20 protein-coding genes are annotated in these 24,183 nt (G+C 47.6%); 9 read left to right on the forward strand and 11 right to left on the reverse strand.

Features of this window, described 5'->3' with window-relative positions; genetic code table 11:
- Nucleotides 1-25: 25 nt before the first annotated feature.
- From ACT6NU_RS08445 to ACT6NU_RS08465, 5 genes are all read left to right on the forward strand, one after another.
- Complete coding sequence (locus tag ACT6NU_RS08445; RefSeq protein ID WP_445381238.1) at nucleotides 26-1,396, forward strand: tetratricopeptide repeat protein; 1,371 nt, start codon at nucleotides 26-28, stop codon at nucleotides 1,394-1,396.
- 2 nt (nucleotides 1,397-1,398) lie between these two features.
- Nucleotides 1,399-2,001: an LPS export ABC transporter periplasmic protein LptC gene (gene lptC / locus ACT6NU_RS08450; protein WP_445381239.1), complete on the forward strand. Its 603-nt coding sequence runs from the start codon at nucleotides 1,399-1,401 to the stop codon at nucleotides 1,999-2,001.
- A complete protein-coding gene (locus ACT6NU_RS08455) occupies nucleotides 1,998-2,201 on the forward strand; it encodes a hypothetical protein (protein WP_445381240.1) in 204 nt (67 codons plus the stop codon). The genes lptC and ACT6NU_RS08455 overlap by 4 nt, the downstream gene beginning before the upstream one ends.
- A 16-nt stretch (nucleotides 2,202-2,217) precedes the next feature.
- A complete protein-coding gene (locus tag ACT6NU_RS08460) occupies nucleotides 2,218-3,495 on the forward strand; it encodes a hemolysin family protein (protein ID WP_445381241.1) in 1,278 nt (425 codons plus the stop codon).
- Nucleotides 3,496-3,581: 86 nt separating this feature from the next.
- Nucleotides 3,582-5,702, forward strand: coding sequence for a peptidylprolyl isomerase (locus ACT6NU_RS08465; protein ID WP_445381242.1), 2,121 nt, complete (start codon nucleotides 3,582-3,584; stop codon nucleotides 5,700-5,702).
- A gap of 52 nt (nucleotides 5,703-5,754) precedes the next feature.
- On the opposite strand, the gene ACT6NU_RS08470 is transcribed toward ACT6NU_RS08465, so the two are convergent.
- Nucleotides 5,755-6,675, reverse strand: a complete 921-nt coding sequence (locus tag ACT6NU_RS08470; protein ID WP_445381243.1) for a GYDIA family GHMP kinase — start codon at nucleotides 6,673-6,675, stop codon at nucleotides 5,755-5,757.
- The gene (locus tag ACT6NU_RS08475; RefSeq protein ID WP_445381244.1) at nucleotides 6,675-7,994 is read right to left on the reverse strand and encodes a hydroxymethylglutaryl-CoA reductase, degradative; all 1,320 of its coding nucleotides are present in this window, start codon (nucleotides 7,992-7,994) and stop codon (nucleotides 6,675-6,677) included. Before ACT6NU_RS08475 ends, ACT6NU_RS08470 begins: the two co-directional genes overlap by 1 nt.
- A 153-nt stretch (nucleotides 7,995-8,147) precedes the next feature.
- Between ACT6NU_RS08475 and ACT6NU_RS08480 the strand changes: the two genes are divergently transcribed.
- Both ACT6NU_RS08480 and ACT6NU_RS08485 read left to right on the forward strand, forming a co-directional pair.
- The gene (locus tag ACT6NU_RS08480) at nucleotides 8,148-10,310 is read left to right on the forward strand and encodes a S9 family peptidase (protein WP_445381245.1); all 2,163 of its coding nucleotides are present in this window, start codon (nucleotides 8,148-8,150) and stop codon (nucleotides 10,308-10,310) included.
- A 15-nt stretch (nucleotides 10,311-10,325) separates the two neighbouring features.
- Complete coding sequence (locus ACT6NU_RS08485; protein ID WP_445381246.1) at nucleotides 10,326-11,855, forward strand: peptide MFS transporter; 1,530 nt, start codon at nucleotides 10,326-10,328, stop codon at nucleotides 11,853-11,855.
- Here ACT6NU_RS08485 and ACT6NU_RS08490 read toward each other — a convergent pair.
- From ACT6NU_RS08490 to surE, 5 genes are all read right to left on the reverse strand, one after another.
- Nucleotides 11,852-13,867 carry a ComEC/Rec2 family competence protein gene (locus ACT6NU_RS08490; protein ID WP_445381247.1) on the reverse strand — a complete coding sequence of 672 codons (2,016 nt, stop codon included), beginning with the start codon at nucleotides 13,865-13,867 and terminating at the stop codon, nucleotides 11,852-11,854. The two genes, ACT6NU_RS08485 and ACT6NU_RS08490, sit on opposite strands and share 4 nt — an antisense overlap.
- A 1-nt stretch (nucleotide 13,868) precedes the next feature.
- Complete coding sequence (locus ACT6NU_RS08495) at nucleotides 13,869-14,423, reverse strand: C40 family peptidase (RefSeq protein WP_445381248.1); 555 nt, start codon at nucleotides 14,421-14,423, stop codon at nucleotides 13,869-13,871.
- A gap of 85 nt (nucleotides 14,424-14,508) precedes the next feature.
- Nucleotides 14,509-15,630, reverse strand: a complete 1,122-nt coding sequence (gene lpxB, locus ACT6NU_RS08500) for a lipid-A-disaccharide synthase (RefSeq protein ID WP_445381249.1) — start codon at nucleotides 15,628-15,630, stop codon at nucleotides 14,509-14,511.
- Nucleotide 15,631: 1 nt separating this feature from the next.
- Nucleotides 15,632-15,916 (reverse strand): hypothetical protein, encoded by a 285-nt coding sequence (locus tag ACT6NU_RS08505; RefSeq protein WP_445381250.1) that lies wholly within the window; start codon nucleotides 15,914-15,916, stop codon nucleotides 15,632-15,634.
- Nucleotides 15,909-16,688, reverse strand: coding sequence for a 5'/3'-nucleotidase SurE (gene surE / locus ACT6NU_RS08510; protein WP_445383846.1), 780 nt, complete (start codon nucleotides 16,686-16,688; stop codon nucleotides 15,909-15,911). Before surE ends, ACT6NU_RS08505 begins: the two co-directional genes overlap by 8 nt.
- A gap of 178 nt (nucleotides 16,689-16,866) precedes the next feature.
- Here surE and ACT6NU_RS08515 point away from each other — a divergent pair, with 178 nt between their 5' ends.
- Nucleotides 16,867-18,996, forward strand: coding sequence for a carboxy terminal-processing peptidase (locus tag ACT6NU_RS08515; RefSeq protein WP_445381251.1), 2,130 nt, complete (start codon nucleotides 16,867-16,869; stop codon nucleotides 18,994-18,996).
- Nucleotides 18,997-19,062: 66 nt separating this feature from the next.
- Here the strand turns inward: ACT6NU_RS08515 and msrA are convergent, their stop codons facing one another.
- Complete coding sequence (gene msrA, locus ACT6NU_RS08520) at nucleotides 19,063-19,590, reverse strand: peptide-methionine (S)-S-oxide reductase MsrA (RefSeq protein WP_445381252.1); 528 nt, start codon at nucleotides 19,588-19,590, stop codon at nucleotides 19,063-19,065.
- A gap of 4 nt (nucleotides 19,591-19,594) precedes the next feature.
- On the reverse strand, nucleotides 19,595-20,062 hold the full coding sequence (msrB, locus tag ACT6NU_RS08525) for a peptide-methionine (R)-S-oxide reductase MsrB (RefSeq protein ID WP_445381253.1): 468 nt from the start codon (nucleotides 20,060-20,062) through the stop codon (nucleotides 19,595-19,597).
- Nucleotides 20,063-20,187: 125 nt separating this feature from the next.
- On the opposite strand from msrB, the gene ACT6NU_RS08530 reads away from it, so the two are divergent.
- Nucleotides 20,188-21,006: a DNA/RNA non-specific endonuclease gene (locus tag ACT6NU_RS08530; RefSeq protein ID WP_445381254.1), complete on the forward strand. Its 819-nt coding sequence runs from the start codon at nucleotides 20,188-20,190 to the stop codon at nucleotides 21,004-21,006.
- Here ACT6NU_RS08530 and rodA read toward each other — a convergent pair.
- Nucleotides 21,003-22,286 (reverse strand): rod shape-determining protein RodA, encoded by a 1,284-nt coding sequence (gene rodA / locus ACT6NU_RS08535; protein WP_445381255.1) that lies wholly within the window; start codon nucleotides 22,284-22,286, stop codon nucleotides 21,003-21,005. The two genes, ACT6NU_RS08530 and rodA, sit on opposite strands and share 4 nt — an antisense overlap.
- Nucleotides 22,276-24,144 carry a penicillin-binding protein 2 gene (gene mrdA / locus ACT6NU_RS08540; RefSeq protein ID WP_445381256.1) on the reverse strand — a complete coding sequence of 623 codons (1,869 nt, stop codon included), beginning with the start codon at nucleotides 24,142-24,144 and terminating at the stop codon, nucleotides 22,276-22,278. Before mrdA ends, rodA begins: the two co-directional genes overlap by 11 nt.
- Between the last annotated feature and the right edge of the window lie 39 nt (nucleotides 24,145-24,183).

A 24,183-nucleotide genomic window follows, 5' to 3' on the forward strand; every position in this document is an offset into this window, starting at 1 on the left:
TAACCCACTCTAAATAAATGACAAGATGAAAAAGGATTTTTACGCAATGATGGTTCTGGTTTTGGGGATGGCCGGCCTTTCTTATGGCCAGGCGCAGAACCCTGAATGTATGACCAATCTTTCCATTTATGCTGAACATGCAAAAGTAAAAAACTACGAAGCCGCTTATCAACCCTGGAAAATGGTTTACGAGACCTGTCCGGGCATCAATAAGGCCAACTTTTCCTATGGTGAAAAAATTCTGGAACATAAGATCGATAATTCCAGTGGAGCTGAAAAACAGGCTTTCATAAAGGAGTTGACAAATCTTTATGATACCAGGCGACAGTATTTCTCAAAAAACTATACAAAGGCAGAAGACATCACAGATAAGGTCAACCTTATGTATGATAACAAGATGATTTCGGACGACGAGATCTATTTACAATTGTCTCAGGCCTTCAAAGAAGATCGTGCCAACTTCGATAATCCAAAATCCCTTTACCTGTATTTCTCCAGCCTGGTAGACCTGCACGGGGCCGGCAAGAAGGAGCTGCAGGAAGTTTTTGATGTTTACGATGATGTTACTGAGAAAATCGAAGAGGAGAACGAGAAGTACCTCAAGCAAATTAACTTGCTGCTTCCCAAGGAAGAGGCCGGGACGCTTTCCTCAAAAGATGCCCGCAGGTTGAAGTCTTACAACAGTTACTCTGAAAACTACGGTAAAATCGCCGGGAGTATAGATTCCAAACTGGGAGCCCTGGCCGATTGTGAAAACCTTATTCCGCTTTACCAGAGGTCCTTTGAGGAGAAGAAAGGTGACATTGCCTGGGTAAAACGTGCCGTTGGAAGGATGTTCGCCAAAGAGTGTACAGACGACCCGCTTTTCCGCAAATTGTTTGAAGCCCAGTTGGCCCTTGAGCCCTCTGCCAGTGCGTATCTGTATGGGGGTACCTTAAAAGCCAAAGACGGGGATAACCGGGGAGCAATCGCAGATTTTGATAAGGCGGCCGAGCTGGAAACGGATGCCCGGAAGAAATCAAGCATACTTTATAAAGCGGCCACTATTGCCCGGAAGTTCAGTAAGTCGCAGGCAAGGGCTTATGCCCGCAGAGCTATTGACGCCAACGGCTCCAACGGAAACGCCTACTTGTTAATCGCAAGCCTTTATGCCAGCAGTGCCAACGAATGTGGAAGCACTCCTTTTGAGAAGCGCTCTGTTTACTGGTTGGCTGCGGATATGGCCAGAAGGGCCGGAAGGGTAGATCCATCCATAAGTGGCCGAGCCAGTCAGTCGGCTGCCAGCTACGAAGCTAAAGCACCATCCAAAACGGATATCTTTAACTCCGGAATGGCCGGAAAACAGGTATCTTTCCCTTGCTGGGTTGGTGGCAGCGTTACGGTTCCGAACCTATAAGGATGCATTTGAAAGAACATATCATTAAATACATTGCCATGGTTAGCGCTGTGGCAATGTTTTTTTGTGCTTGTGAAGACAGCTATAAGCGGGTAGGAGATGAGGCTGCCCTGCAGGTATATCCACAGGGAATTGCGAGCGATTTCACCCTTACATACACAGAAACTCAAAAGGAATTAAATACGCAGGATAGCAGCGCTTCACGGGTAATTGCCATTTTAAAAAGCCCCCTGAGCGAGGATTATGACAACCTGAAATTTCCGTTCAGGACCTTTCCCAGTGGTTTGCAAGTGGATTATTACGATGAACAGGGCCTGAAAAGCACTATTGTTGCGGACTCTGCTATCATTTATTCCCGAACGAACCTGATAGACCTCAGAGGGAATGTTGTCCTGGAAACACATGACGGAAAACGCCTGGAGACCCCGCAGCTTTATTGGGACAGAAGCAGTGAATGGATCTTTACCCAGGACCGTTTTACTTTCAGCAATCCGGAAGAGGGAACTGTTTTAAATGGGATTGGAATGGATTTTAACCGCGATTTTAGCTATTTTAAGGCACATAAAACCGGCGGAGAAATGCTGGTTAAAGAAGAAGAATTATGATTAAAATATTAAGATATACCGAGTATTTATACCTGGCAGTGGCCTTGATTTCCATTTACAAAATTGGGGAGCTATGGGGTGTTAACCCAAAAGAGACTTACATATTTATATTCTTCGCAGTAGTTTCCACGGCCATGTTTTTTTTCAGGAGAAATTATCGTAAAAAATTTGAAAAGCGGCGGGACAACCCGGATGCCTAATGTCTGTTGACCTGTTATGACTATAATCCTGATTAGTCTTTTGTGTTCCGCCTTTTTCTCGGGCATGGAGATTGCCTATATCTCGGCAAACCGAATCCATATTGAGATTGAGAAAAAACAGGGGGGGATACTGGCTAAAATCCTGGGCCGGATTACGGCCAAACCCTCTAAGTTCATTGCTACCATGCTTATCGGGAACAATGTGGCCCTGGTCGTGTACGGTTTGTATATGGGGGAATTACTGATGCAATGGTTCCTTGGGATGCTACCCTCTGAATACACCCTGCTTCAACTCCTTTTGACAGATTTCAGCCTGCTGTCCCAGACCCTGATATCCACCATTATCATTTTACTGACAGCCGAATTCCTGCCCAAAGTCCTATTTCAGATATATGCGAATTCCCTGCTGAAAGCACTTGCTATCCCAGCTTTTCTGTTTTATATGGTTTTCTGGCCCATTTCTGAATTTGTTATCCGTATTTCCGATCTGATCCTCAAAACCTTTTTTAAGACTGATGGGGACCAGGTACAACTGGCATTCAGTAAACTGGAACTGGGCGACTATATAACCGAGCAAATGGAAACAGTTGAGGAGGCCGATGAGGTAGATTCTGAAATTCAGATCTTTCAGAATGCACTGGAATTTTCGGAGGTCAAGGCCCGTGAGGTGATGGTTCCGCGCACCGAGATTACGGCTGTGGAGTTGCACGAAACTCCCAAAAACCTGACCAGGCTTTTTTCCGAAACCGGCTACTCCAAAATCCTGGTTTACAAGGATACTATAGACAATATAATCGGCTATGTGCACTCCTATGAACTATTTAAAAAGCCCAAGACCATCAAAAGTATTCTGTTGCCGGTGGAATTTGTTCCTGAAACCATGCTCATACAGAAAATTCTGAATGTTCTCACCAAAAAACGCAAAAGCATGGCAGTTGTCCTTGACGAGTACGGGGGGACCTCCGGTATCCTAACCGTTGAGGATATCATTGAGGAACTCTTCGGGGAGATAGAAGATGAGCACGACAGCACAGAACTTATTGAAGAACAGCTCGGAGCAGACACTTTCAAATTTTCGGCCCGGCTGGAAGTCGATTATATCAATGAACAATACCGCCTGGAACTCCCCGAAAGCGATGAATACGGAACCCTGGGCGGGATGATCGTAAACGAGACCGGCGATATCCCCAAACAGGACAGCGAAATCCGCATTGGCAAGTTTCTCTTTACTGTTCTAGAAGTCTCCAATACCAAGATAGACCTGGTGACGCTACAGCTGATCGATTCGGATTAGTGGCTAAGGCCTGATTCCCTGTTTTTTCCCTTTTATTATTGCGTTTAAAATACTAATTTCGCCCACTGATTTAAAGAATCCACAGGATGGCAATTTTAGAGAAAATTAGAAAGCGCACTACGGTGCTTATTTTCATTATAGGGATGGCACTTTTCGCCTTCGTGATTTCCGGTATTTTCACGGGAAACAATTTTGGCGGGGTCAAGGTAGGTTCTGCAGTTGGAGAAATCAATGGGGAAGCAATTTCCATTGATGATTTCCGGGCAAAAATGGAAGTGGCCTCCGGGAGATTTGGAAGCCAGGCTACGGCTACACAAATTGTCAATACCGTTTGGGATCAGGAGGTGCGATCCACTATACTGCAACAGGAATTCGAAAAGCTCGGGATCAATATAGAACAGGACCAGATTATGGAACTGATCCGCACCAATCCGAGTTTTACACAGAACCCTCAGTTCCAGGATGAAAATGGGTTTTTTGATGAAACGGCTTTCCGTTCCTTTATCGCAGATTTAAGGGTCAATGCTCCCGAACAATACCGGCTGTGGCTGCAAAATGAACAAGCCCTTATCCAATCTGCAAAGGAACAGACCTACATGGATCTGATTCGCGCCGGAGCAGGCGCCAGCCTTCAGGAAGGGGAGCTGGATTACCACCTTGCCAATGACAAGGTAGACATCCGTTATGTACGCATTCCCTTCAGCAGTATCCCGGACAGCACGGTAAATGTAAACAGGAAGGAAATTGCCGCCTATATTAAAGAGCACGAAGAGGACTACCAGCAGGAGGCTGCCCGGGATATCCAATATGTTTTCTTTGAAGAAAAAGCATCCATAGCAGATGAGGCGGCCATTAACGAAGCCATGAAGGAACTTTTTATCGACAGGGAGGAGTATATAGCCCAGGAAGACACCACCCTGGTTATCCCCGGGTTCCGCAACACTACAGACATGGATGCCTTCCTGGACAGGAACTCAGATCTGAAGTACGATACTATTTTTAAACTTAGAAACGATTTACCCGCACAGCATGCTGATTCGCTTCTGTCCCTTTCCGTTGGCGAAGTATACGGACCATATCGCGACGGGGAATATTTCAAGATGAGCCGTATGATGGAAAAGCGGCTTAATGGAAGTGTAAAAGCCAGCCACATCCTAATTACGTATGAAGGAGCGGAAAGAGCCAACCCAAATATCACACGTACCAAGGAGGAGGCGAAAGAACGTGCCGAAGAATTGCTGGCTGAAGCCCAGAAACCGGAAACGGTATTTGCACAATTAGCCAGGGATAATTCCGACGGTCCTTCCGCCCCAAGGGGAGGGGATCTGGGTTATTTCCAGGAAGGTATTATGACCCCTAAATTCAATGACTTTGCCTTTGGAAACGAGGTGGAAACCATTGGCCTGGTAGAAACAGAATTTGGCTTTCATATCGTACGTGTGGATGACAAACAGGATATTATCCGACTGGCTACGCTCGCCAGGTTAATTGAGCCCTCGGTTGAAACAGTTAATAGCCTGTTTACAGAGGCTACCAGCTTTGAAATGGCTGTAAGCAACGAAGGGGTTTCCTTTGCAGAGGAGGCGAGAAAGAAAGAGTATCAGGCACGTCCTGTGAACAAATTAAAGGCCATGGATGAGAACCTGCCAGGTCTGGGTTCTGAACGCCGCATTGTACAATGGGCGTTCAATCCCGAAACCGAATTGGGAGATATCCGCCGCTTTGATTTAAGTAATGGATACGCCGTTGTCCAGCTTACTGCAAAATACGCGAAAGGACTTATGAGTGTGGAAGACGCTTCGGTGAGGGTGTTGCCCATTTTGCGAAAAGAAAAGAAAACGGCGCGGATCATGGAGGCGAACAAAGGAAAAGACATGCAGACTATTGCAGCAGATAATGGAGTTACCATAGCCAGCGCCAGTGCGCTGAATGTTAAAACCCCAACCATTCCGGGTGCCGGAAGAGAGCCCCTTGTGGTCGGTACAGCGGTTGCCATGGATCAGGGAAGCACATCAGGCTTACTCAAGGGAGAAACGGGAGTATACAAGCTGGAAGTTACCAACAGGGAAGATGCGCCTTCACTGGATAATTATGCCCCTTATGCAAACACGCTTAAAAACAGCCTGGGTTCAAGGGTGGCAGCAGATGTTTATAATGCCCTGAAAGAAAAAGCTGAAATAGAAGATAACCGATCGGTTTTCTACTAAGACAAACTTCGCTTTAAAAGGATAATCCGCAACCATCAGGTTGCGGATTTTTTTATAATACCATCTGAGCAAACGGGATAACGGTAGGATATCCTTTATTGACAAAATACTGCCGCGCATCTGCACGACCCGTTGCCAATACGAAATCTCCTCCCCAGGCCCCAAGGCTTTTGATACTACCCGGAAAACCAGGAAACCTGCTTTGTTTTACAGGAGGCAGGTCCAGGATCTGGGAAAGAAGCTCTTCGTGCCGGTCCAGCAAAGCTTCAAAGTCGGTCAATTCCGTGGCCTGTACCAGGGCTTCGCTAATCCGTGAGATTTCCGGGACCATTTTGCTCTGGTCGAATTTCTTTTTTCGGTAACGCCGGATGGCCTCACCCGAATCTTGCTTGTCATTGAGAAAGACAAAAAACAGCTGCTCACGGAAAGGTGGGTCAAATGCAACCTGTTCAACCAATGGCTGTGATTTTAGATCCAGCCTGTAAAAGACCGGGCTTGAAGCGGTGGCACAGGCCAGGTCGTAGCCGCTGCCGCCCATACTCCCCGCCAGTAAGTCATAGGGGTTTATTTCAGCCCACCGGGCCAGGTTGGAAATAAGCGTTGAGGAACTGCCAAGGCCCCATTTTCTTGGAAATTCCAGTAAGGTAGTAACCCGGACTCCGTTGGGATCTGAAAGAAATTGAGGTTTGAGTAAGCGGGCCTGCCTTAATAAATAGAGAAGCCTTTGAGAGATCTCCTTGGGGAAGGGCTGGCCCGATACCGGCTTTTCCAGACTTACCTTCGGTATTGTAGTTTCGAACCAGACCTCTTTCTCGTGGTCTAGTGAAACCCAGTGAATGACCGGTTCTTTCAGCGTTTCGGTGCGCAACCATTGTCCGTACCGGCATGGAAGGGCCAGGGCACGTGCCCCGTCCAACACCAGGTACTCTCCGGATAAGAGTAATTTTCCATGGCTGTAAAACTCCTTTTCCATTAGTTGCTGCGGTGCGCTTCCAGGGCTTTGACAACCTCGTTGTGGCTTACCGTATGGGTTTTAAAATAATTTACCATAGCTTCTTTTTCGGCTTTGCTGGCCCCCATCTGATTGAGAATATTGAGCAGGTGCATTTTCATATGCCCTTGTTGAATGCCTACCGTTACAAGAGACCGCAATGCGCCGAAATTCTGGGCGAGGCCCGCAACTGCGACAATTTTCATCAATTCCTCTGCCGAAGGATGCTGTAGTATTTCAAGGGAAAGTTTGACCAGGGGGTGCAGGCTGGTTAGCCCCCCCACCGTGCCAAGGGCCAAAGGGATTTCGAGGGTAAATTTGAACTGGCCCCCTTGGATTTCGGCCCGGGTAAGGCTGCGGTATTGCCCACTGCGGGCAGCATAGGCATGTACTCCGGCTTCGACAGCTCTGAAGTCATTCCCGGTGGCAAGTACAACGGCATCTATGCCGTTCATGATCCCTTTATTGTGGGTAACCGCCCGATAGGGCTCGTTGTCGGCAATGGAAACGGCCTGTACCAGTTTACGGGCAAAAGTATCTCCAGACAGCCCGCTTTCTTCATCCAGTTTTTTCACTGGGCAGCTCACCTCGGCCCGCACACGGCAATTAGGTGTATAATTAGAGAGTATACTCATCAACACCTCTATATCTCCCTGGTCCTTTATCAAACCGTCATAGTTTTGAGCTTCTCTCAACAGGCTGGCCGAAAACTGTTCCAGGCAGGAATTGATAAAATTAGCGCCCATGGCGTCCCGGGTTTCGAAACGGCAATGCAATTGGTAATAGTTTGGTATATCGGCAGTTTTGTCGCGCAATTCAATCCCAATAATGCCGCCACCTCTTTTTTCCATGTTTGCAGTTATGGAGGAGGCATCCTGTTTCATAACCGGAATCAGGTACGAGATAAAGCTTTTTAGGAGTTCCGGATTCCCCTGATAGAGGAAATGGACTTGCCCTATTTTTTCAGTACCAAGGATCTCAGCCTTAAACCCGCCTCTTTCGAGCCAGAATTTAGCTGCCTTGCTGGCTGCGGCCACAACAGAGCTTTCCTCAATGGCCATAGGGATGGCATAAAGTTTCCCGTTTATCAGGAAATTGGGGGCAACGCCCAGGGGGAGATAAAAATTGGTAATCGTATTTTCAATGAATTCATCGTGTAGTTGCTGCAATTTGGAATCTTCATTCCAATAGCGTTTCAACAAGGCCTCAGTTGCCTCAGGATGTGTCGTATATCGGGAGGCAATCCACCGGATTTTTGCTTCTTTACTCAGTTTTGAAAAGCCTTCAACGGGTGCTGTCATCAGATCGTATTTCTGTCGGCAAAGATAGGGAAACCCCCAGAATTAAGCGGCCATTCAGCGAGACGCAAAGGGGTAATAAAATAGGGGCAAAATTGCTATAATTGGCAAAATATTCATAAACTTGGAGGTTTGTTAACCCATTTTTGTCAATTCATGAAAAATCGATATTGGATATTGTGTTTTTGTTTGCTGATCGGGGCTGTACTTTCAGCCCAGAAGGAAATAACCCTGGAGGAAATCTGGGGAGGTGCCTTCCGCACTGAAGGGCTGGATGTCCTGCGCTCCATGAATGACGGGCAACATTACACAGTGCTCAATACAGACAGAGAGCAAAGAATAAGTTCCATTGATAAATTTGAATACCGGACACAACAGCAGGTGGCCACCCTCCTTCAGACTGATCCGGATAAGGGAATCCCCTTCTTCACTTCTTACAGTTTTAGTGAAGATGAATCAAAAGTATTGCTCGCAACGGAGGTGGAGGCAATCTTTCGCCGCTCGCGCCTGGGGATTTATTACATCTATGACTTTAAAACCTCGGAAATCGTAAAAATATCAGAAGCCAAAATCCAGGAACCTACCCTGTCCCCGACCGGGGATAAGGTGGCTTATGTTTTTGAAAACAACCTCTATGTGCTGGACCTGCAGCATTCAGACAGGATGCAGATTACCACGGATGGAAGGAGAAACGCCATCATCAATGGGGTAACCGACTGGGTTTACGAGGAAGAATTTTCCTTTGTCCGTGCCTTCGACTGGAATGCCTCGGGAGATAAAATCGCCTTTATGCGTTTTGATGAAAGCGGTGTACCGGAGTTTTCCATGGATGTTTATGGCGGCGAACTGTATCCGGATCAATCGGTCTTTAAATATCCCAAGGCCGGTGAGGATAATGCCGAGGTGTCCCTTTTTATTCACGACCTGAATGGCGGGCAAACTGCTGAGGTGGACCTGGGGAAGCCCTACTACATCCCGCGCATGGAATGGATGCAGCACCCCGATCACCTGAGTGTTCAGAGCCTGAACCGGCACCAGGACCATCTGGTCCTGCATAAGGTCAATGCAAAGACCATGGAGGTTTCAGTATTGCTGGAAGAGCGGGATGCAGCCTATGTGGATATTACGGACAACCTTACTTTTCTCCCGGATGACCGTTTTATCTGGACCAGCGAGAAAGACGGATATAATCATATCTATCTGCATAAGGCCAATGGGGAGCAGCAGTACCAGTTAACCTCGGGTCCCTGGGAAGTAACTTCCTATTACGGATATGATGCCAAACGAAAACGGATCTTTTATCAGTCTTCTGAGCAGGGATCTATCCTCAGGGATGTCTACAGCGTAAGTGATAAAGGCAAAGGCAAACAAAGGCTTACTGCAGGGCAGGGCACCAACCGGGCCTCCTTTAGTGCCGATTTCAGTTATTTCATCAATACCTTCAGCAATGTAAATACGCCGCCGGTTTACACCTTACACAAGGCTTCGGATGGGGAACAGGTCACAGAACTTAAAAATAACCAGGCATTAGCAGAAAAGCTAAAAGGCTATGAATTGGCCCAAAAAGAATTCAGTACACTAACGATCAATGGGAATGAGCTGAATATGTGGATGATCAAACCGGTGGATTTTGATCCTTCAAAGAAATACCCGCTCTTTATGTTCCAGTACAGTGGCCCCGGATCCCAACAGGTTGCCAACAGCTGGTTTGGGTCTAACGATTACTGGCATCAGATGCTGGCATCCAAGGGATATATTATTGCCTGTGTGGATGGCCGGGGAACCGGGCTCAAGGGCCGGGATTTTAAAAAAGTGACCCAGAAAGAACTGGGCAAATACGAAGTGGAAGACCAGATTTCCGCTGCCCAGGAACTCAGTAAGCTGCCCTACATTGACGAGGACAGGACCGGGATTTGGGGCTGGAGCTACGGTGGTTTTATGTCTTCCAATTGTATTTTAAAGGGGAATGAGGTCTTCGAAATGGCTATTGCGGTGGCACCGGTTACCAGCTGGCGATTTTACGATACCATTTATACCGAACGCTACATGCAGACTCCTCAGGAAAATCCATCCGGCTATGACGATAATTCGCCCATATTTTTTGCGGACCAGTTAAAGGGTAAATACCTGCTGGTACACGGTTCGGCGGATGACAACGTCCACGTTCAGAATACCATGCGGATGATAGAGGCTTTGGTTCAGGCGAACAAGCCTTTTGACTGGGCTATTTATCCGGATAAAAACCACGGGATATACGGAGGCAATACGCGCCTGCACCTGTTTAATAAAATGACCAATTTCGTACTGGAAAACCTCTAACCAAAAAAGCGACCCATGCAGACTCAAACCAAACCGGCTCACAAAAAGCAACTTTTCGGACATCCTGTTGGACTTTATATCCTCTTTTTCACTGAAATGTGGGAGCGATTTTCCTATTACGGGATGCGGGGAATCCTGGTGCTGTATTTAACAGCCGAAACCATGGGGGATAATCCCGGACTGGGCTGGCTCAATGCAGAGGCCCTTTCGCTTTATGGCTGGTATACCATGCTGGTGTACGTGGCATCTATTCCCGGGGGGATAATTGCCGATAAGATAATCGGACAGAAGCGAGCGGTTATGATAGGTGGCTTTTTGTTGGTAATGGGCCATGGGATCTTATCGATAGAAGAAATGTGGGCCTTTTATACGGGCCTTGTCCTGATTGTATCGGGAGTTGGGATGCTGAAACCCAATATTTCCACCCTTGTGGGCGGATTGTACCGGCCCGGGGATATAAAACGTGATAAGGGGTTCTCCATATTTTATATCGGGATTAACACCGGGGCGGCCCTGGCAGCCCTTTCTGTAGCCTACGTGGCCGATCTCTATGGATGGCATGCCGGATTTGGACTGGCAGCAATCGGGATGGTTTTAGGGCAGGTGGTCTACTTATTCGGACAGCGTTACCTCACCGAGGTGGGAAACAAGCCGGTAAAGGCGGAATTGGATTCCACCCATGTTTCCATCGGGAAGATTTTTTCAGACCAATTCAGTAAAAAGACGCCGCTGGTGGTTACTCTTTTGCTTGGAATTTTTTCTTTTCTGGGAGCCTGGTTTTTTATTGAAGACCAGCAATTGGCGTACATGATTTTCTTCCTCTTCCTCTCCCTGGTTGTGGGGATGATGGTTGCTATTTTCGGGGATCTGGATTCCCGGGAGGAAAAGGACCGCTATATAGTTTTGCTGCTTTCATTTATAATTGTCATTGTCTTCTGGGGTGCCTTCGAACAGGCCGGGGGGCTGATGAACCTTTATGCACAGGACCGTACCGACCGTATGTTCCTTGGCTATGAGATACCGGCAGCGGCCTTTCAATTCTTTAACCCTTTTTACATAATCTTATTCGCGGTTCCTGTGGCTAACTTCTGGATGTGGTGGAAAAACAGGGGGAAAGAGGCCTCTTCGCTATTCAAGATGGCGAATGGTGTTATCATCATGGGGCTGGGCTTTGTATTTATGGTTTTCGCGTCCATGGAGTATGAAGCTGAAGGAGAATCTGCCTTGTACTGGCTCGCCCTGGCTTATCTTTTCCACACCATAGGGGAACTCAGTGCCTCTCCGGTGGCGCTTTCCTTCATCACCAAGCTGGCCCCTGTAAGATATGGTGCGCTTATGATGGGGGTTTATTTTGCCGCTACAGGCCTTGGGAACAAGGTGGCCGGCTTGTTGGGGGAATCGGCTTCCGAGGCAGGGGAACTCACCATTTTTGCCGGAATAACGATTTTCTGCGTCATTTTTGGATTATTGGTAATTACCATAATCAAACCCCTTAAAAGGCTTACCCACGGTGTAGAGGAAGCCGAAAGGAAAATGGACGATTAGAGATTTAGCCGGAAGGCTCCGTCTGAAGCCGTAACATGCAGGGGTATTCCCATTTTTTTACAGCTTTTTTCCCAACGGGAAATATCACTTTTGTAATTACTTCCGTCTACTAGCAGTAGTTTGGGATTCAGCTCTGCCAATACCCTTTCCAGATGGATTTTAGGGGATTCCCGGAGCCATAACAGATCAGGTGCTTTTAATGGGCAGGGATAAACCCCGCTGCTGTCAATGATTAGCAGTTTGAATGCTGCCAGGGAATATGAATTCTGCAAAGGCAAAAAGGCCTGTTGATCTATCCTTACATGGTCTTTCAAGTCTTCCAACAGGGGTGTAAAGGCAAGGCTGTCTGTGCCGTATAAATCAAGCTTCCCCTGCTGTCTCAGCCAGAAGCCACTGGCCGCAACTTTGTGTGGGATACAGAATTCCCGGATAGACTGATCCTGCTTTACGGAATAAAGATTCCATCCCAGAAAACTAAATACCCCTGCAATGGACAGGGAAATAAACCAACGGTAATTCCGAAACCTCAGTGCAGCCAGTCCCAAAAGCATCAATACCAGGAAGATGGATGCCGGGAGATCCCAACGGATATCTTCAAAGAAGAAGGCATCCATATTGCTGAGAATCCGGACAGAAGCATTCATAAGACTGAGCAATTGGCCGTAAAGAGTGGTAAGAAATTCCGGGATGCAGCCCAAAACAGACAGACCGAGAAAGACAAACCCCAGCAGCAAAAGGAGGCCGAGGCCCGGAATCAACAACAAGTTAGATGCCAAAAAGATACCGGGAAACTGATGGAAGTAATACAGGCTGAAAGGAAGCACTCCGGCCTGGGCGGCAATGCTCACAGCCATTATCCCCCCCGTTTTACCTAAAACTCCCTTTTTCCAGGGCCATAGTTCCATGAGGGGCTTAAAGAATACCAGTATACTGGCTACAGCTGCAAAACTCAGTTGAAACCCCACATCTAACAGCCATAAGGGGTTGATGCTTAACATAAATATCCCGGCCAACCCAAGAAAATGAAGGGAAAATCCCGGTCGTTTAAAAGCCTGGCCAATACTCAGAAATGAAAAAAGCAGGCTTGCGCGTACCACAGAGGGGCTCAGGCCGCTTAGAGCGGCATATCCCCACAAGCCAGAGAGGATGATCAGTAACACGGGCCAGGGATTTTGCAACCTGCGGGCAAGTGGTTTCAAAAACCAGTACAGCATACCTGCCAGGATGCCAATGTGCAGGCCGGAAACCGCCAGAATATGGGCGGCTCCTGCACGCTGGTAGGAACGATAGAGGCCGGCATCTAATTCGGTCCGATCGCCGAGGATCAGTGCCCTGAACAGGCCAAGGGCGGAAGCATCCAGGCCCGTCTCAGAAAGGCCGGCTGCCAGATCATCCCGGACAGTTCCAAGTGATTGTTTCCCTTTGCTTTTTCCATCTATCCTCAAAAAGCCTCCGGGTTTTAGCTGAAGTTGCCCGCAGACCCCATTTTTCCTCATGTATTCACTATAATCGAATTGATAGGGATTCAAAGGAGGTCCTATAGGCAAAATCTCGCCCCATAGTAGTAATTGATCTCCGACTGCCGGTAGCTGATGGGTACTGTCCCGGGGTATTTTGAGCAATACCTTGCCCCTATACAGGGGGGGCTGCAGGCGTTGTACTTCCGCCAGAAAAGGCTGGCTCCATTGTGAAGCTCTTAGTTTTTTGATAACATGGGCGCGAATATTTCCCTTCCCACTCTCCCAATGTTGTACGAAATGTGTGGCATTGTTTTCAGGCAGGCGGATCGCCACAGTAAGCACGCCCAGAACAAGAAATCCAAAACCTATCAAAAAAGCCTGAAGCCAGGGCTGGGCTTTCCCCATTTTCCAATACGCCGGGATAAGCACCAACAAAGAGCACAAAAGCAGAAGAAGGCAAAGGAGCAGGCTGGGTTTTAAATAATAGCCTGCTAAAATCCCAGCTGATAGCCATAGCAGCAACCATAGTACCGGGGTTTTTGGCTGGGGCATGTCAGAATATCCGGGTCGCCTTTACAAAGGCGTAATTCCAATACCCTTCATCCAGGCTGGAAACGATTACACCACGGGAAGTAGTAGAGTGGATAAACCTAATCTCTTTCCCGTTTACATCCACAACCATGCCTACATGGTTGATCTTGTTATTTCGCCTTCCGGTTTTAAAAAAAAGCAAATCGCCCTTCCGTATCTTTCCTTCCACTATTTTGCGACCTTCCTGAGCCATTAATTTTGAAGTCCTGGGTAAGGGCAGATTGTGTTCCATAAAAGAAGTATACAGTAGGCCTGAGCAATCCATCCCTTTACGGGTAGTGCCTCCATATCGGTAGCGCACCCCTGCAAAAGTAAGGGCTGTTTTGATAACCGCTTCAATTTTACCGCGGGGTTCCCCAATATCCGGCTCGATATTTTTCTCAGGACCGGAGTTTGCAAGTACTGTAATAGAGTCTGTGGTTACTTCCGGGCTGCGGGTAGCACTATAGGTTCTTTTTTTACTTCCGCAGCTGGCCAGAAGCAGGGCAAGAGTCAGAATGGGAAGGAGGTACCTCATACAAATTTCTAACGCTGAAGCTACTGCTAAATTATATAAAAATTAAAAATTGGATTGGGCCTCAGCTGTTCTATCTGGATGCAAACTAAGACTGCCGGCTGAAATTTACGATCAGTTTGGCAGCGTTCTTACTGGCACCTGCTCCTCCCAGTTTTTCGCGCAGGCTCTGGTAGGCTTCCAGTTGCTTTTTACGCCCGGGTCCCTCCAGGATTTTTCTGAGTTCGGTTGTCAGCAGCTGCGGGTTCAGGTCTTTTTGAATCAGTTCCCGAACTACTTCCCGGTCCATAATCAGGTTCACCAGAGAAATATACTTAAGTGTTATGATCCGTTTGGCTATCTGATAGGAAATCCAACTTCCTTTATAGCAGACTACCTGGGGGATTTCGAGCAGGGCTGTCTCCAGGGTTGCCGTTCCACTGGTAACCAGGGCCGCGGTAGAGAGCTGCAGCAGGTGGTAGGTTTCCCCCATTACCAGATTTACCTGCTTATTTTCTAAAAAGGGATGGTAATATTCGGGGTCCAGGCTCGGGGCTCCGGCAATTGCAAACTGATAGTCTGGAAAGGCGGCAGTAACTTCAATCATAATGGACAGGATTTTATCCACTTCTTGTTTGCGGCTTCCCGGTAAAAGGGCAACTATGGGTTTACCCGGATCCAGATCATGCCGGTTTCTGAATTCTTCCCCCTTTGGCGAAACCAGGCCATCCATGGCATCGATAAGCGGGTGGCCCACAAAATGCACTGGAAAACGGTGCTTTTCTTCATAAAAAGCTTTTTCGAAGGGCAGGATGACGTACATGGCATCTATATCGCGTTTAATTTTCTTTATCCTGCCTTCCCGTGAAGCCCATACCTGGGGCGAAATGTAATAATGTGTTTTAAAACCCTGCTTCCTGGCCCAGGAGGCAATCCGCAAATTAAAGCCGGAGAAATCTATAAAAATAAGGGCATCCGGTTGAAAGGCCTGAATGTCTTTCTTACAGAATGCGATGTTTTTAAGGATGGCGGGGATATTGGCCAGAACCTCCAGGAACCCCATAAAAGAGAGGGTTTTATAATGTCTGACAAGCGTTGCCCCGGCCTTTTCCATCAGGTCACCTCCCCAGCAACGGATAGTGGCATCCGGATCTTCCCTATGCAGCGCTTTGATCAGGTTGGAACCGTGCAGGTCGCCCGATGCTTCTCCGGCTATCAGATAGTATTTCACCTTAACTGAGTTTGTAAAACAATATGATCAATGCGGTCAGGACAGTAGCCATTAATACGCCTCTGGCCCGGTAATCCCGCCGAATTTTCAGAAAGGCGAAAAAGGCTATCAGGTTAAGGATGGCCCCCAGGGCAAGCAAACTTCCCACATAGCCCTGTTCTACTGCGGCCTGATAGGTCTCGATAATGCCCAGATCCGAAAACAGGAGGATGTATAATAATACTCCTATAGTATTGGCGATCAGGCCCACTATAAACCCTATCAGCACTTCTTTATTTCTATTCATTGAGAATCCAGTTATTTACATCTTGAATGAAATGGTGGGCGGTCAGGTCAAACTGAGTGGGGACCACTGCCACGTAGTTCTGGCTCAGGGCCCATTCATCTGTATCTTCCCCTTTATCCAGCAATTCGAATTCCCCGGTCAGCCAGTAATAATCCTTGCCCATGGGATTAGTCCTTTTGTCAAATTTTTCCTTCCAGTTTGCACGGGCCTGCCTGCAGACTTTCACCCCTTTGATGCCGCCGGCTTCCGTTTTTGGAATATTGACGTTGAGAACTACCCCCCTGGGCATCCCATTGCGGAGTGCTTCCCTGGTAATTTGTTTGATTGCGGCTTCTGCCGGGCTGAAATTCGCTTCCCAGGAATAGTCGCAGAGGGAAAAGCCGATAGCCGGAACACCTTCAATACCGGCTTCAATGGCTGCACTCATGGTACCCGAGTAAATTACGTTTATGGAAGCGTTTGACCCGTGGTTGATGCCGCTGACGCAGATATCCGGTTTTTTGGGGAGTAATTCCTGCAGGGCAAGTTTTACACAGTCGGCAGGGGTGCCACTGCAGCTGTATTCCTCAGGGGCCCCTTCGTTCCGGTCTATTACAACCTTCTTGGAGTAGAGCGTGTTGTCCAGGGTAATGGCATGGCCCATACCGGATTGAGGACTGTCCGGAGCCACCACAACCACATCCCCGATTTCTTTCATGTAGCGAATCAGGTGCCTGAGCCCCGGGGCTGTAATTCCATCATCATTTGTAACTAATATCAGGGGTTTCGACATCCGGTATACTTTATCGTACAAAAATACGTTTTTCATAAATAGCGCTCCCGCCCCTGCTTTAACAAAAAATTAATGGGGACCGCCCAGACTGGCATGGTTTTTTCAGTATCTTAGGGAGTTGAATCACAAACTAATAGACGCAGGCTCAGATATTCCTGCGGCGGCAAAAAAGATATACATGAAAAGGAATTTTGTGTTAGCATGTTTAGTCCTCCTAATCGCAGTGGCTTCCTGCAGTTTCAGAAGCAGCTCTTTTGAGACAGATGACAAGGACAAACTACTTCTGGATTTAATTACCTACGTACTGGAAAGAGGGCATTATGAACCCAAAGATATCAATGATGATTTTTCCGTAAGCGTTTATGAAGATTTTATAGACGTACTGGACCCCACCAAGCGCTACTTCCTGGAGTCTGACATTTTTGAATTTGAACAATATAAATTTCAATTAGACGACCAGATTAAGAATACCGATATTAGCTTCTTCAACCTGGTATACGAACGCCTTATGCAACGCATGGGAGATGCCAGGAAGATCTATGACGAAGTACTGGACACTCCTTTTGACTTCAACGTTGAGGAAAGTATCAAAGTGGATTATGAAAAACAGGGATACGCTGGTTCAATTGCTGAATTAAAGGAGCGATGGAGAATACAATTGAAGTACGCTACCATAGGAACCTATGATTCCAAACTCAGCCTGAGTAAATCTTCGGATAATAAGGCTGAAGCCCTGACGCCCGAAGAGGCAGAAATGGCAGCCAGGGAATCTACCCGAAAGACCCTGGATGAATTTTTTGATTTTGTGGATGACCTGGAGCGTAAAGACTGGTTTGTACAATACCTCAATACCATAGTGGATGAATTTGATCCGCATACCTATTATTTCGCCCCGGAAGACAAAGAACGGTTCGATGTTAGCATGTCCGGGAAATTTGAAGGGATTGGCGCCCGTTTGCAGAAAAAGCCTGAAGGAGCCAAAATCGTGGAAATCATTTCAGGAGGTCCGGTTTGGAGAGACCAGCGACTGGAAGTAGGAGATGAAATCCTGAAGGTAGGGCAGGCAGGTGAGCCTCCTGTTAACATAGTAGGAATGCGCCTGGATGATGCCATCAAACTTATCAAAGGACCCAAAGGTACTGTGGTAGACCTCACTGTAAGAAGGGTAGACGGGACTGTCGAGGAAATCTCCCTGACACGGGATGTTGTGGAGCTGGAGGAATCCTTTGCCAAGTCGGCAACAGTAATCAAGGGGAATCAAAAATTCGGACTGATTAATTTGCCGAAGTTCTATGTGGATTTTAACGATTATACCAACCGAAATGCTGCCTCGGATGTAGCCAGGGAAATTGAAAGGCTGAAGAGCGAAGGAATGCAGGGTCTGGTACTGGACCTCAGGGACAATGGAGGCGGATCGCTGAAAACGGTTGTTGAAATGGCCGGACTTTTTATCAAAGACGGACCGGTAGTACAGGTGCGTTCATCTGCCCGCGACAAGGAAATTTATGAGGACCTGGATGAAAGGATACAATGGGATGGCCCATTGGTAATTCTGGTAAATGAGTTGTCCGCATCGGCTTCAGAAATCCTTGCGGCAGCTATGCAGGATTACAAGAGAGCTGTAGTGATTGGAAGCAAGCAGACTTTCGGGAAGGGAACCGTTCAGAATGTAATCCCATTGGAAAATATTGTAAGAAGCAATGAATACGGGGATTTAGGAGCTATAAAACTTACCACCCAGAAATTTTACCGAATCAACGGGGGGTCTACCCAGTTGGAAGGTGTAAAGAGTGATGTGGTTGTCCCGGACCGCTACAGCTATATAGACCTTGGGGAAAGGGACCAGCAGAACCCCCTGCAATGGGATAAGATCAGCCCGGCGGACTATGAGCCATGGGACGGCTATATCGATTATGAAGCTACCATCGCCAAGAGCAGCGCCCGGATGAAAGTTCATCCTCAGATTGCGCTTATAGAGGAGAATGCCAGATGGCTTAAAGAACAGCAGGAGCAAACAGCAGTTCCCCTAAACTATGATTTGTACAGGGAGCGGGAGCAGCGAAACAAGGAAAAGTCTCAGTACTTCAAGTCTAATATGACTTATGACTCCAAGTTGACCTTCAGTTCATTGCAATACGAAAAAGAACTGTTTACACAAGATTCAGTCCTTCGCGAAAAACGCAATCGCTGGCATAATAACCTGGCCAAGGATGTGTATGTGGAAGAAGCCATAAATGTGCTGGAAGATCTGAAGCTCAACAACTTCAAAAAGGATAAACTGGCCAGCCGGCTGGAGAACAGAAAATAGTTATAAAAAAATCCCGGGTAATTCCCGGGATTTTTTTTTTGACAGTAATTTTTCATTGCTAATAAATCAGTCAGCTAAAAACTCGCTGTAAGCCTGCCGCAGTTTTTGCAGTTTGGGGTCTATTACAAACTGGCAATACCCCTGGGTTTTATGCTGGTTGTAGTAATTCTGATGGTCTGCCTCTGCCTCGTAATAATTGATCAGGGGGCTCACTTCCGTGACGATGGGTTGCTCGTAATAAGGCTGTAATTCCCCGATAACGGCTTCGGCAATTTGTTTTTGCCGGTCATTGTGGTAAAAAATCACAGAACGGTATTGGGTTCCAACATCTGCTCCCTGCCGGTTCAGGCTGGTAGGATCATGCGTGGTCATAAAAATAATCAGCAAATCCCTGAATGAAATGACATCCGGGTCAAAAGTCACCCGAATGACCTCGGCATGCCCGGTTCGCCCTGAGCATATTTCCCTGTAGGTAGGCCTTCCGGGAACATTCCCGCCACTATAGCCCGACGCAACTTCAACTACGCCCTTAAGACGCTGTACAACTGCCTCGGTACACCAAAAACACCCTCCGCCCAGGGTTGCAGTTTCCATAACCTCAGGATACATTTTGTTCCGTGGTATCCAGGCTCAGGGCCGCAGAATTTATACAAAAGCGCAAACCGCTTGGAGGCGGCCCGTCAGGGAATACATGGCCCAAATGCGCATCGCAGGTGTTGCACAGGGTTTCGACCCGTATCATCCCGAAGGAGGTATCTTTCCGATACCGGATAACATTTTCCCTTACAGGTTCGGTAAAGCTGGGCCATCCGGTCCCCGAATCAAATTTGATCCGCGAATCGAACAGGGGGGTGCCACAGCAAACGCAACCGTAAATACCAGGGTCGTAGGTGCTGCAATGGGCTCCGGTATGCGGGGCTTCCGTACCGTGCTGGCGGGTCACCCGGAATGCCTCGGCGGAAAGTTGCTCTCGCCATTGTTCCTCGGTTTTCTCTACGCGCCGGTCCGGTTCCGGACTGCCATTGTTGGCGTATCTGATGATGTCATTCCAGTTTAATGAAGGCATATTAGCTAAATCTTTTTATAGGTATTAAGGCTGTTCTTACTTACTGATCCTTCAGTCGTTGTTTCGTCCTCAGACTTACATGAAAGTCATCGGTAATTAAGGCGAATTTACTTTAAATTTGCGGCATGTCATCAGGCCGGTTCCGCAAAAATAGAATCATTTACTCATTGCTCCTTGCATTGTGTATTCTGGGGTTCTGGCTCTTTGAGCAGTACTACCGCCCGGATCCTTTTCGCAGTGCTGAAACCACTGGCACTACTGCCTTTTTCCCGGAATTGTATCTTCCCGAATTTGAAGGCGGACAAATCGTGCACCACGACTTTTATTCCCTTGCCTATAGCGAACCCCATGAACAGGCAGCCTGGGTAGCCTATACCCTGCAACCTGATCATCTTTCCAGGGCCCGAAGAAAACGTCCCTATTACGTTGAAGACCCTAAGGTTCCCACGCGTTCTGCGGCTTGGTGGAATTATCGGGGGTCTGATTTTAACAGAGGGCATCTTTGCCCAGCAGGGGACCGTCGCTTTTCTGAATGGGCCTATAACCAAACCTTTTATACCAGTAACATCAGTCCGCAGCATCCGGACTTTAATTCTGGCGTATGGAACCGCCTAGAAATGCAGGTAAGGAGATGGTGTAAAAAATACGGAAAGCTCTATGTGATTACAGGAGGCGTCCTTTCGGGTGGCCTTAATTCAATCGGAGAGGAAGCAGTAAGTGTCCCCGAGTATTTTTATAAACTCGTTTTCAGGGGAGAAGGAACGGAGATAGCTCTTATTGCATTTTTAATTCCCAATCAGCCCTCTGAGGAGCCCCTGGAGGCTTTTATGGTCAGCATAGACGAACTGGAGTCCCTGTCGGGAATTGATTTTTATCGACAATTTCCGGAAACTCTGCAGAAACGCCTTGAAAGCAAGATAGCCCATGGAAACTGGGAATTTTAGATCCACTCATTCAGCCGGTTGGCGTCCAGCCTCAGGAAAATAAACAACAATAGTGTAAAACCGAGTAGCCCGGATCCTCCATAACTGATAAAAGGCAGCGGTATGCCTATGGTTGGCAATAAGCCAATTACCATTCCAATATTGATAAAATAATGCACCAGTAGAATAGAGATCACCCCGTAGCCGTACATTCTGCTAAATTGGTTCTTCTGGCGTTCAGATAGGATCACCAGGCGCATCAGTAAGGCTGTGAAGAGAATAACCACCCCGGCCGTACCAATAAAGCCCCACTCCTCGCCAATGGTTGTAAAGATATAATCAGTATCCTGTTCGGGGACAAAATCTCCCTTTGTACGGGTCCCCTCGAGGAATCCTTTGCCCCATGCTCCTCCGGCCTCGATCGCTTTTTCGGACTGATAGGTATTGTATCCAATAGTTTTGCGTATTTGCTCAAGCTTTTCGGGATCTTTCTCAAGGCGCAGCCACAGGCTGAACCTATCGCGATGGCGCTGCTCAAAAACATTTTCAAATACAAAATTGACGGAAAGTGAAAATAAAATCGCCAGGGCATATATGGCAATAAGCGGCAAAACCCTGACTTTCAGGGAGGCTCGTTTCACCATCAGGAATATTCCTATTAGCAGCGCCAGCCCTATGCCAACCCAGACGGTTCCAAACATCAGGGTTAAAGCGAAAACCAGTATAGCAAACAGGGCTATTCCCAAATACCAGAGTGGAAGCCCTTCCCTGAAAAGCACAAAGATCAATGCGAAAAATACAAGGGCGCTTCCGGGATCCGGTTGCGGCACCACCAGGAGCGCAGGAATAATAATAATGGCAAGGGCAAATAGCTGATCCCTTCGCTGCTTAATATCGGTCTGAATGTCACTTAGGTATTTGGCCAGGGCCAGGGCCGTAGCTGTTTTGGCCAATTCGGAAGGCTGCAGGTTAAAAAACCCGAGGTCGTACCAGGAAGTGGCTCCGGCTATGGTCTTGCCAAACACAAAAAGCCCTAATAAGAGCAATATGGAGGCTACATATAAAACACTGGAAAAACGTTCATAAAAACTGGCTTCCAATGCCATGATCAGGATGATGGCTGCAAATGAAATAAGAATAAAGACTAGTTGTTTGCCGTAGCGCTCGCCAAAATCGATTACGGTCGAAGCCTCGTCGTTAAAGGTGCTTGAATAGATGTTTAACCAACCTATTCCTACCAGGACAAGGTAAAGCAAAACAGTCAGCCAATCGACCCGCCTGAGGACATTGCTACCAGACATATTCGTTTATCTTGAATTCTTCCCCACTGTAAGGTTTCGCATATTCGTGCTCCAGTGTTTTCTCCAGCATTCGCTTTTCAAGATCTTTTCGGCTGATCTCACCTTTGATATACTTTTCAATAAGCAGAGATGCAATGTGTCCGGCATAGCGGGCACCGTAATAGCCGTGCTCAATGTACACCGCCAGGGCAATTTTAGGATTGTCTACAGGGGCAAAGGCAACAAAAATGGAATGGTCTGTCAGTTGGGTACGAACCCCGTCAATTCGGGTGTAATTCTCAACCGTACCAGTCTTCCCCGCTATGGAAACATCCCGCACCTGCAGCCATTTTGCCGTCCCTTTTTCATAAACATCTGCCATTCCCTGAATGACAGGATCAAAGTGCTGTGGGTTGATGGTGGTGTATTTTTTTTGGGTATATCGGGGATCCCTGATCTCTTCCTCCCCTATTTTCTTAATAAAATGAGGGGTGTAATAATAACCCCGGTTCGCAATGGCTGCTGTCATATTCGCCAGTTGAATTGGGGTGGCAGCCACTTCTCCCTGCCCGATGGCATTGGATATAATGTAGGTGGAAGACCAGCGCCCGTCTCCGTAAACGCCGTCGTAGTATTCGGTATTGGGGACCCTGCCCTTGCGACCGGTTGGTAAATCGTAGCCAAGATAGTCGCCAAGGCCAAAGCTTTTCATGTGCTTTTCCCACACATCCATGCCTTCGTCCGTAGTTGGGTATTTTTCGTAGAATTTTCGGAAGGTGCCCGCAAAATAGGCATTGCAGGACTTGTAAATTCCACTGTTCATGGTTCTCAGTCCGCCCCCGCAATGACAGCCCCTTTTTTTGTTTCCAACATAAAAGCCGTTATAGCAGCGAAAAGTAGTTTCCGGGCTGATTACCCCTTCCTGCAGCGCCACCAGGGCATTCAGAGTTTTAAAAGGGGATCCCGGGGAGGGCTCGGCCAGGATTGAGCGGTCCCAGGTGGGTTTTGAGATGGTATCGTAATGCAGTTTGCTGTAATTTTTTGAGCGTTCCCGACCCACCAGCAAAGCAGGGTTATAGGTGGGGCCGGAGATCATGGCCAGGATTTCCCCCGTTGCGGGCTCAATGGCTACAATCCCTCCGCGCTTGCCGTTCATTAGCCGTTCCCCGTATTCCTGCAGGTCCTTGTCGAGGCTTAGTTGTATTTCCTTACCGGGTTCCGGAAGCGTATCCAGGGTCCCGTTTTTATAAGGGCCGATATCCCGGTTAAAGCGGTCTTTTTGAATAACTTTAACCCCTTTCCTTCCCCTGAGTTCTTCTTCGTACTGCTTTTCGATCCCGGTACGGCCGGTAAGCTCTCCCTGTTCATAGTAGGGGTTTCGTTCCAGGTCCCACTCATTTACCTCGCTGATATAGCCCAGTACATTTGCGGCAGCAGGGGTGTTGTAATCCCTGAGGGAGCGTTTCTCAATATAAAACCCTTTGTACTTCCTCATTTTTTCCTGAAGCCCGGCATAGTCTTCCTTGGAAAGTTGCGGAACCAGTACCGATGGCAGCCGGGGGGAATAAACCCTGGCTTTTTTCAATTGGGAAATAAAGCGTTCTTTGGAGATTCCCAGCAGGGAGCAAAATTCCAGGGTGTCCAGGGGCTTTACCTCCCTGGGGATTACCATAACATCGTAGGCCGGCTGGTTTGCCACCAGCAGCTCTCCGTTACGGTCGTAAATGTAGCCCCGTTCCGGATAATCATAAACTACCTTAATGGCAGGGTCTTCCAGGATTTGATTTGCGGAGGACCGGAAAAGCTGCAAATAGGACAACCTTCCGATGAAGGTTATCCCAATCAGGATAATGATAGAAGACAATACTAGCTTTTTCATCTAATTTTCCGGTTCAGACAGAACAGGGGGCCCAAGGAT

The organism is Robiginitalea rubriflava (assembly GCF_052540725.1).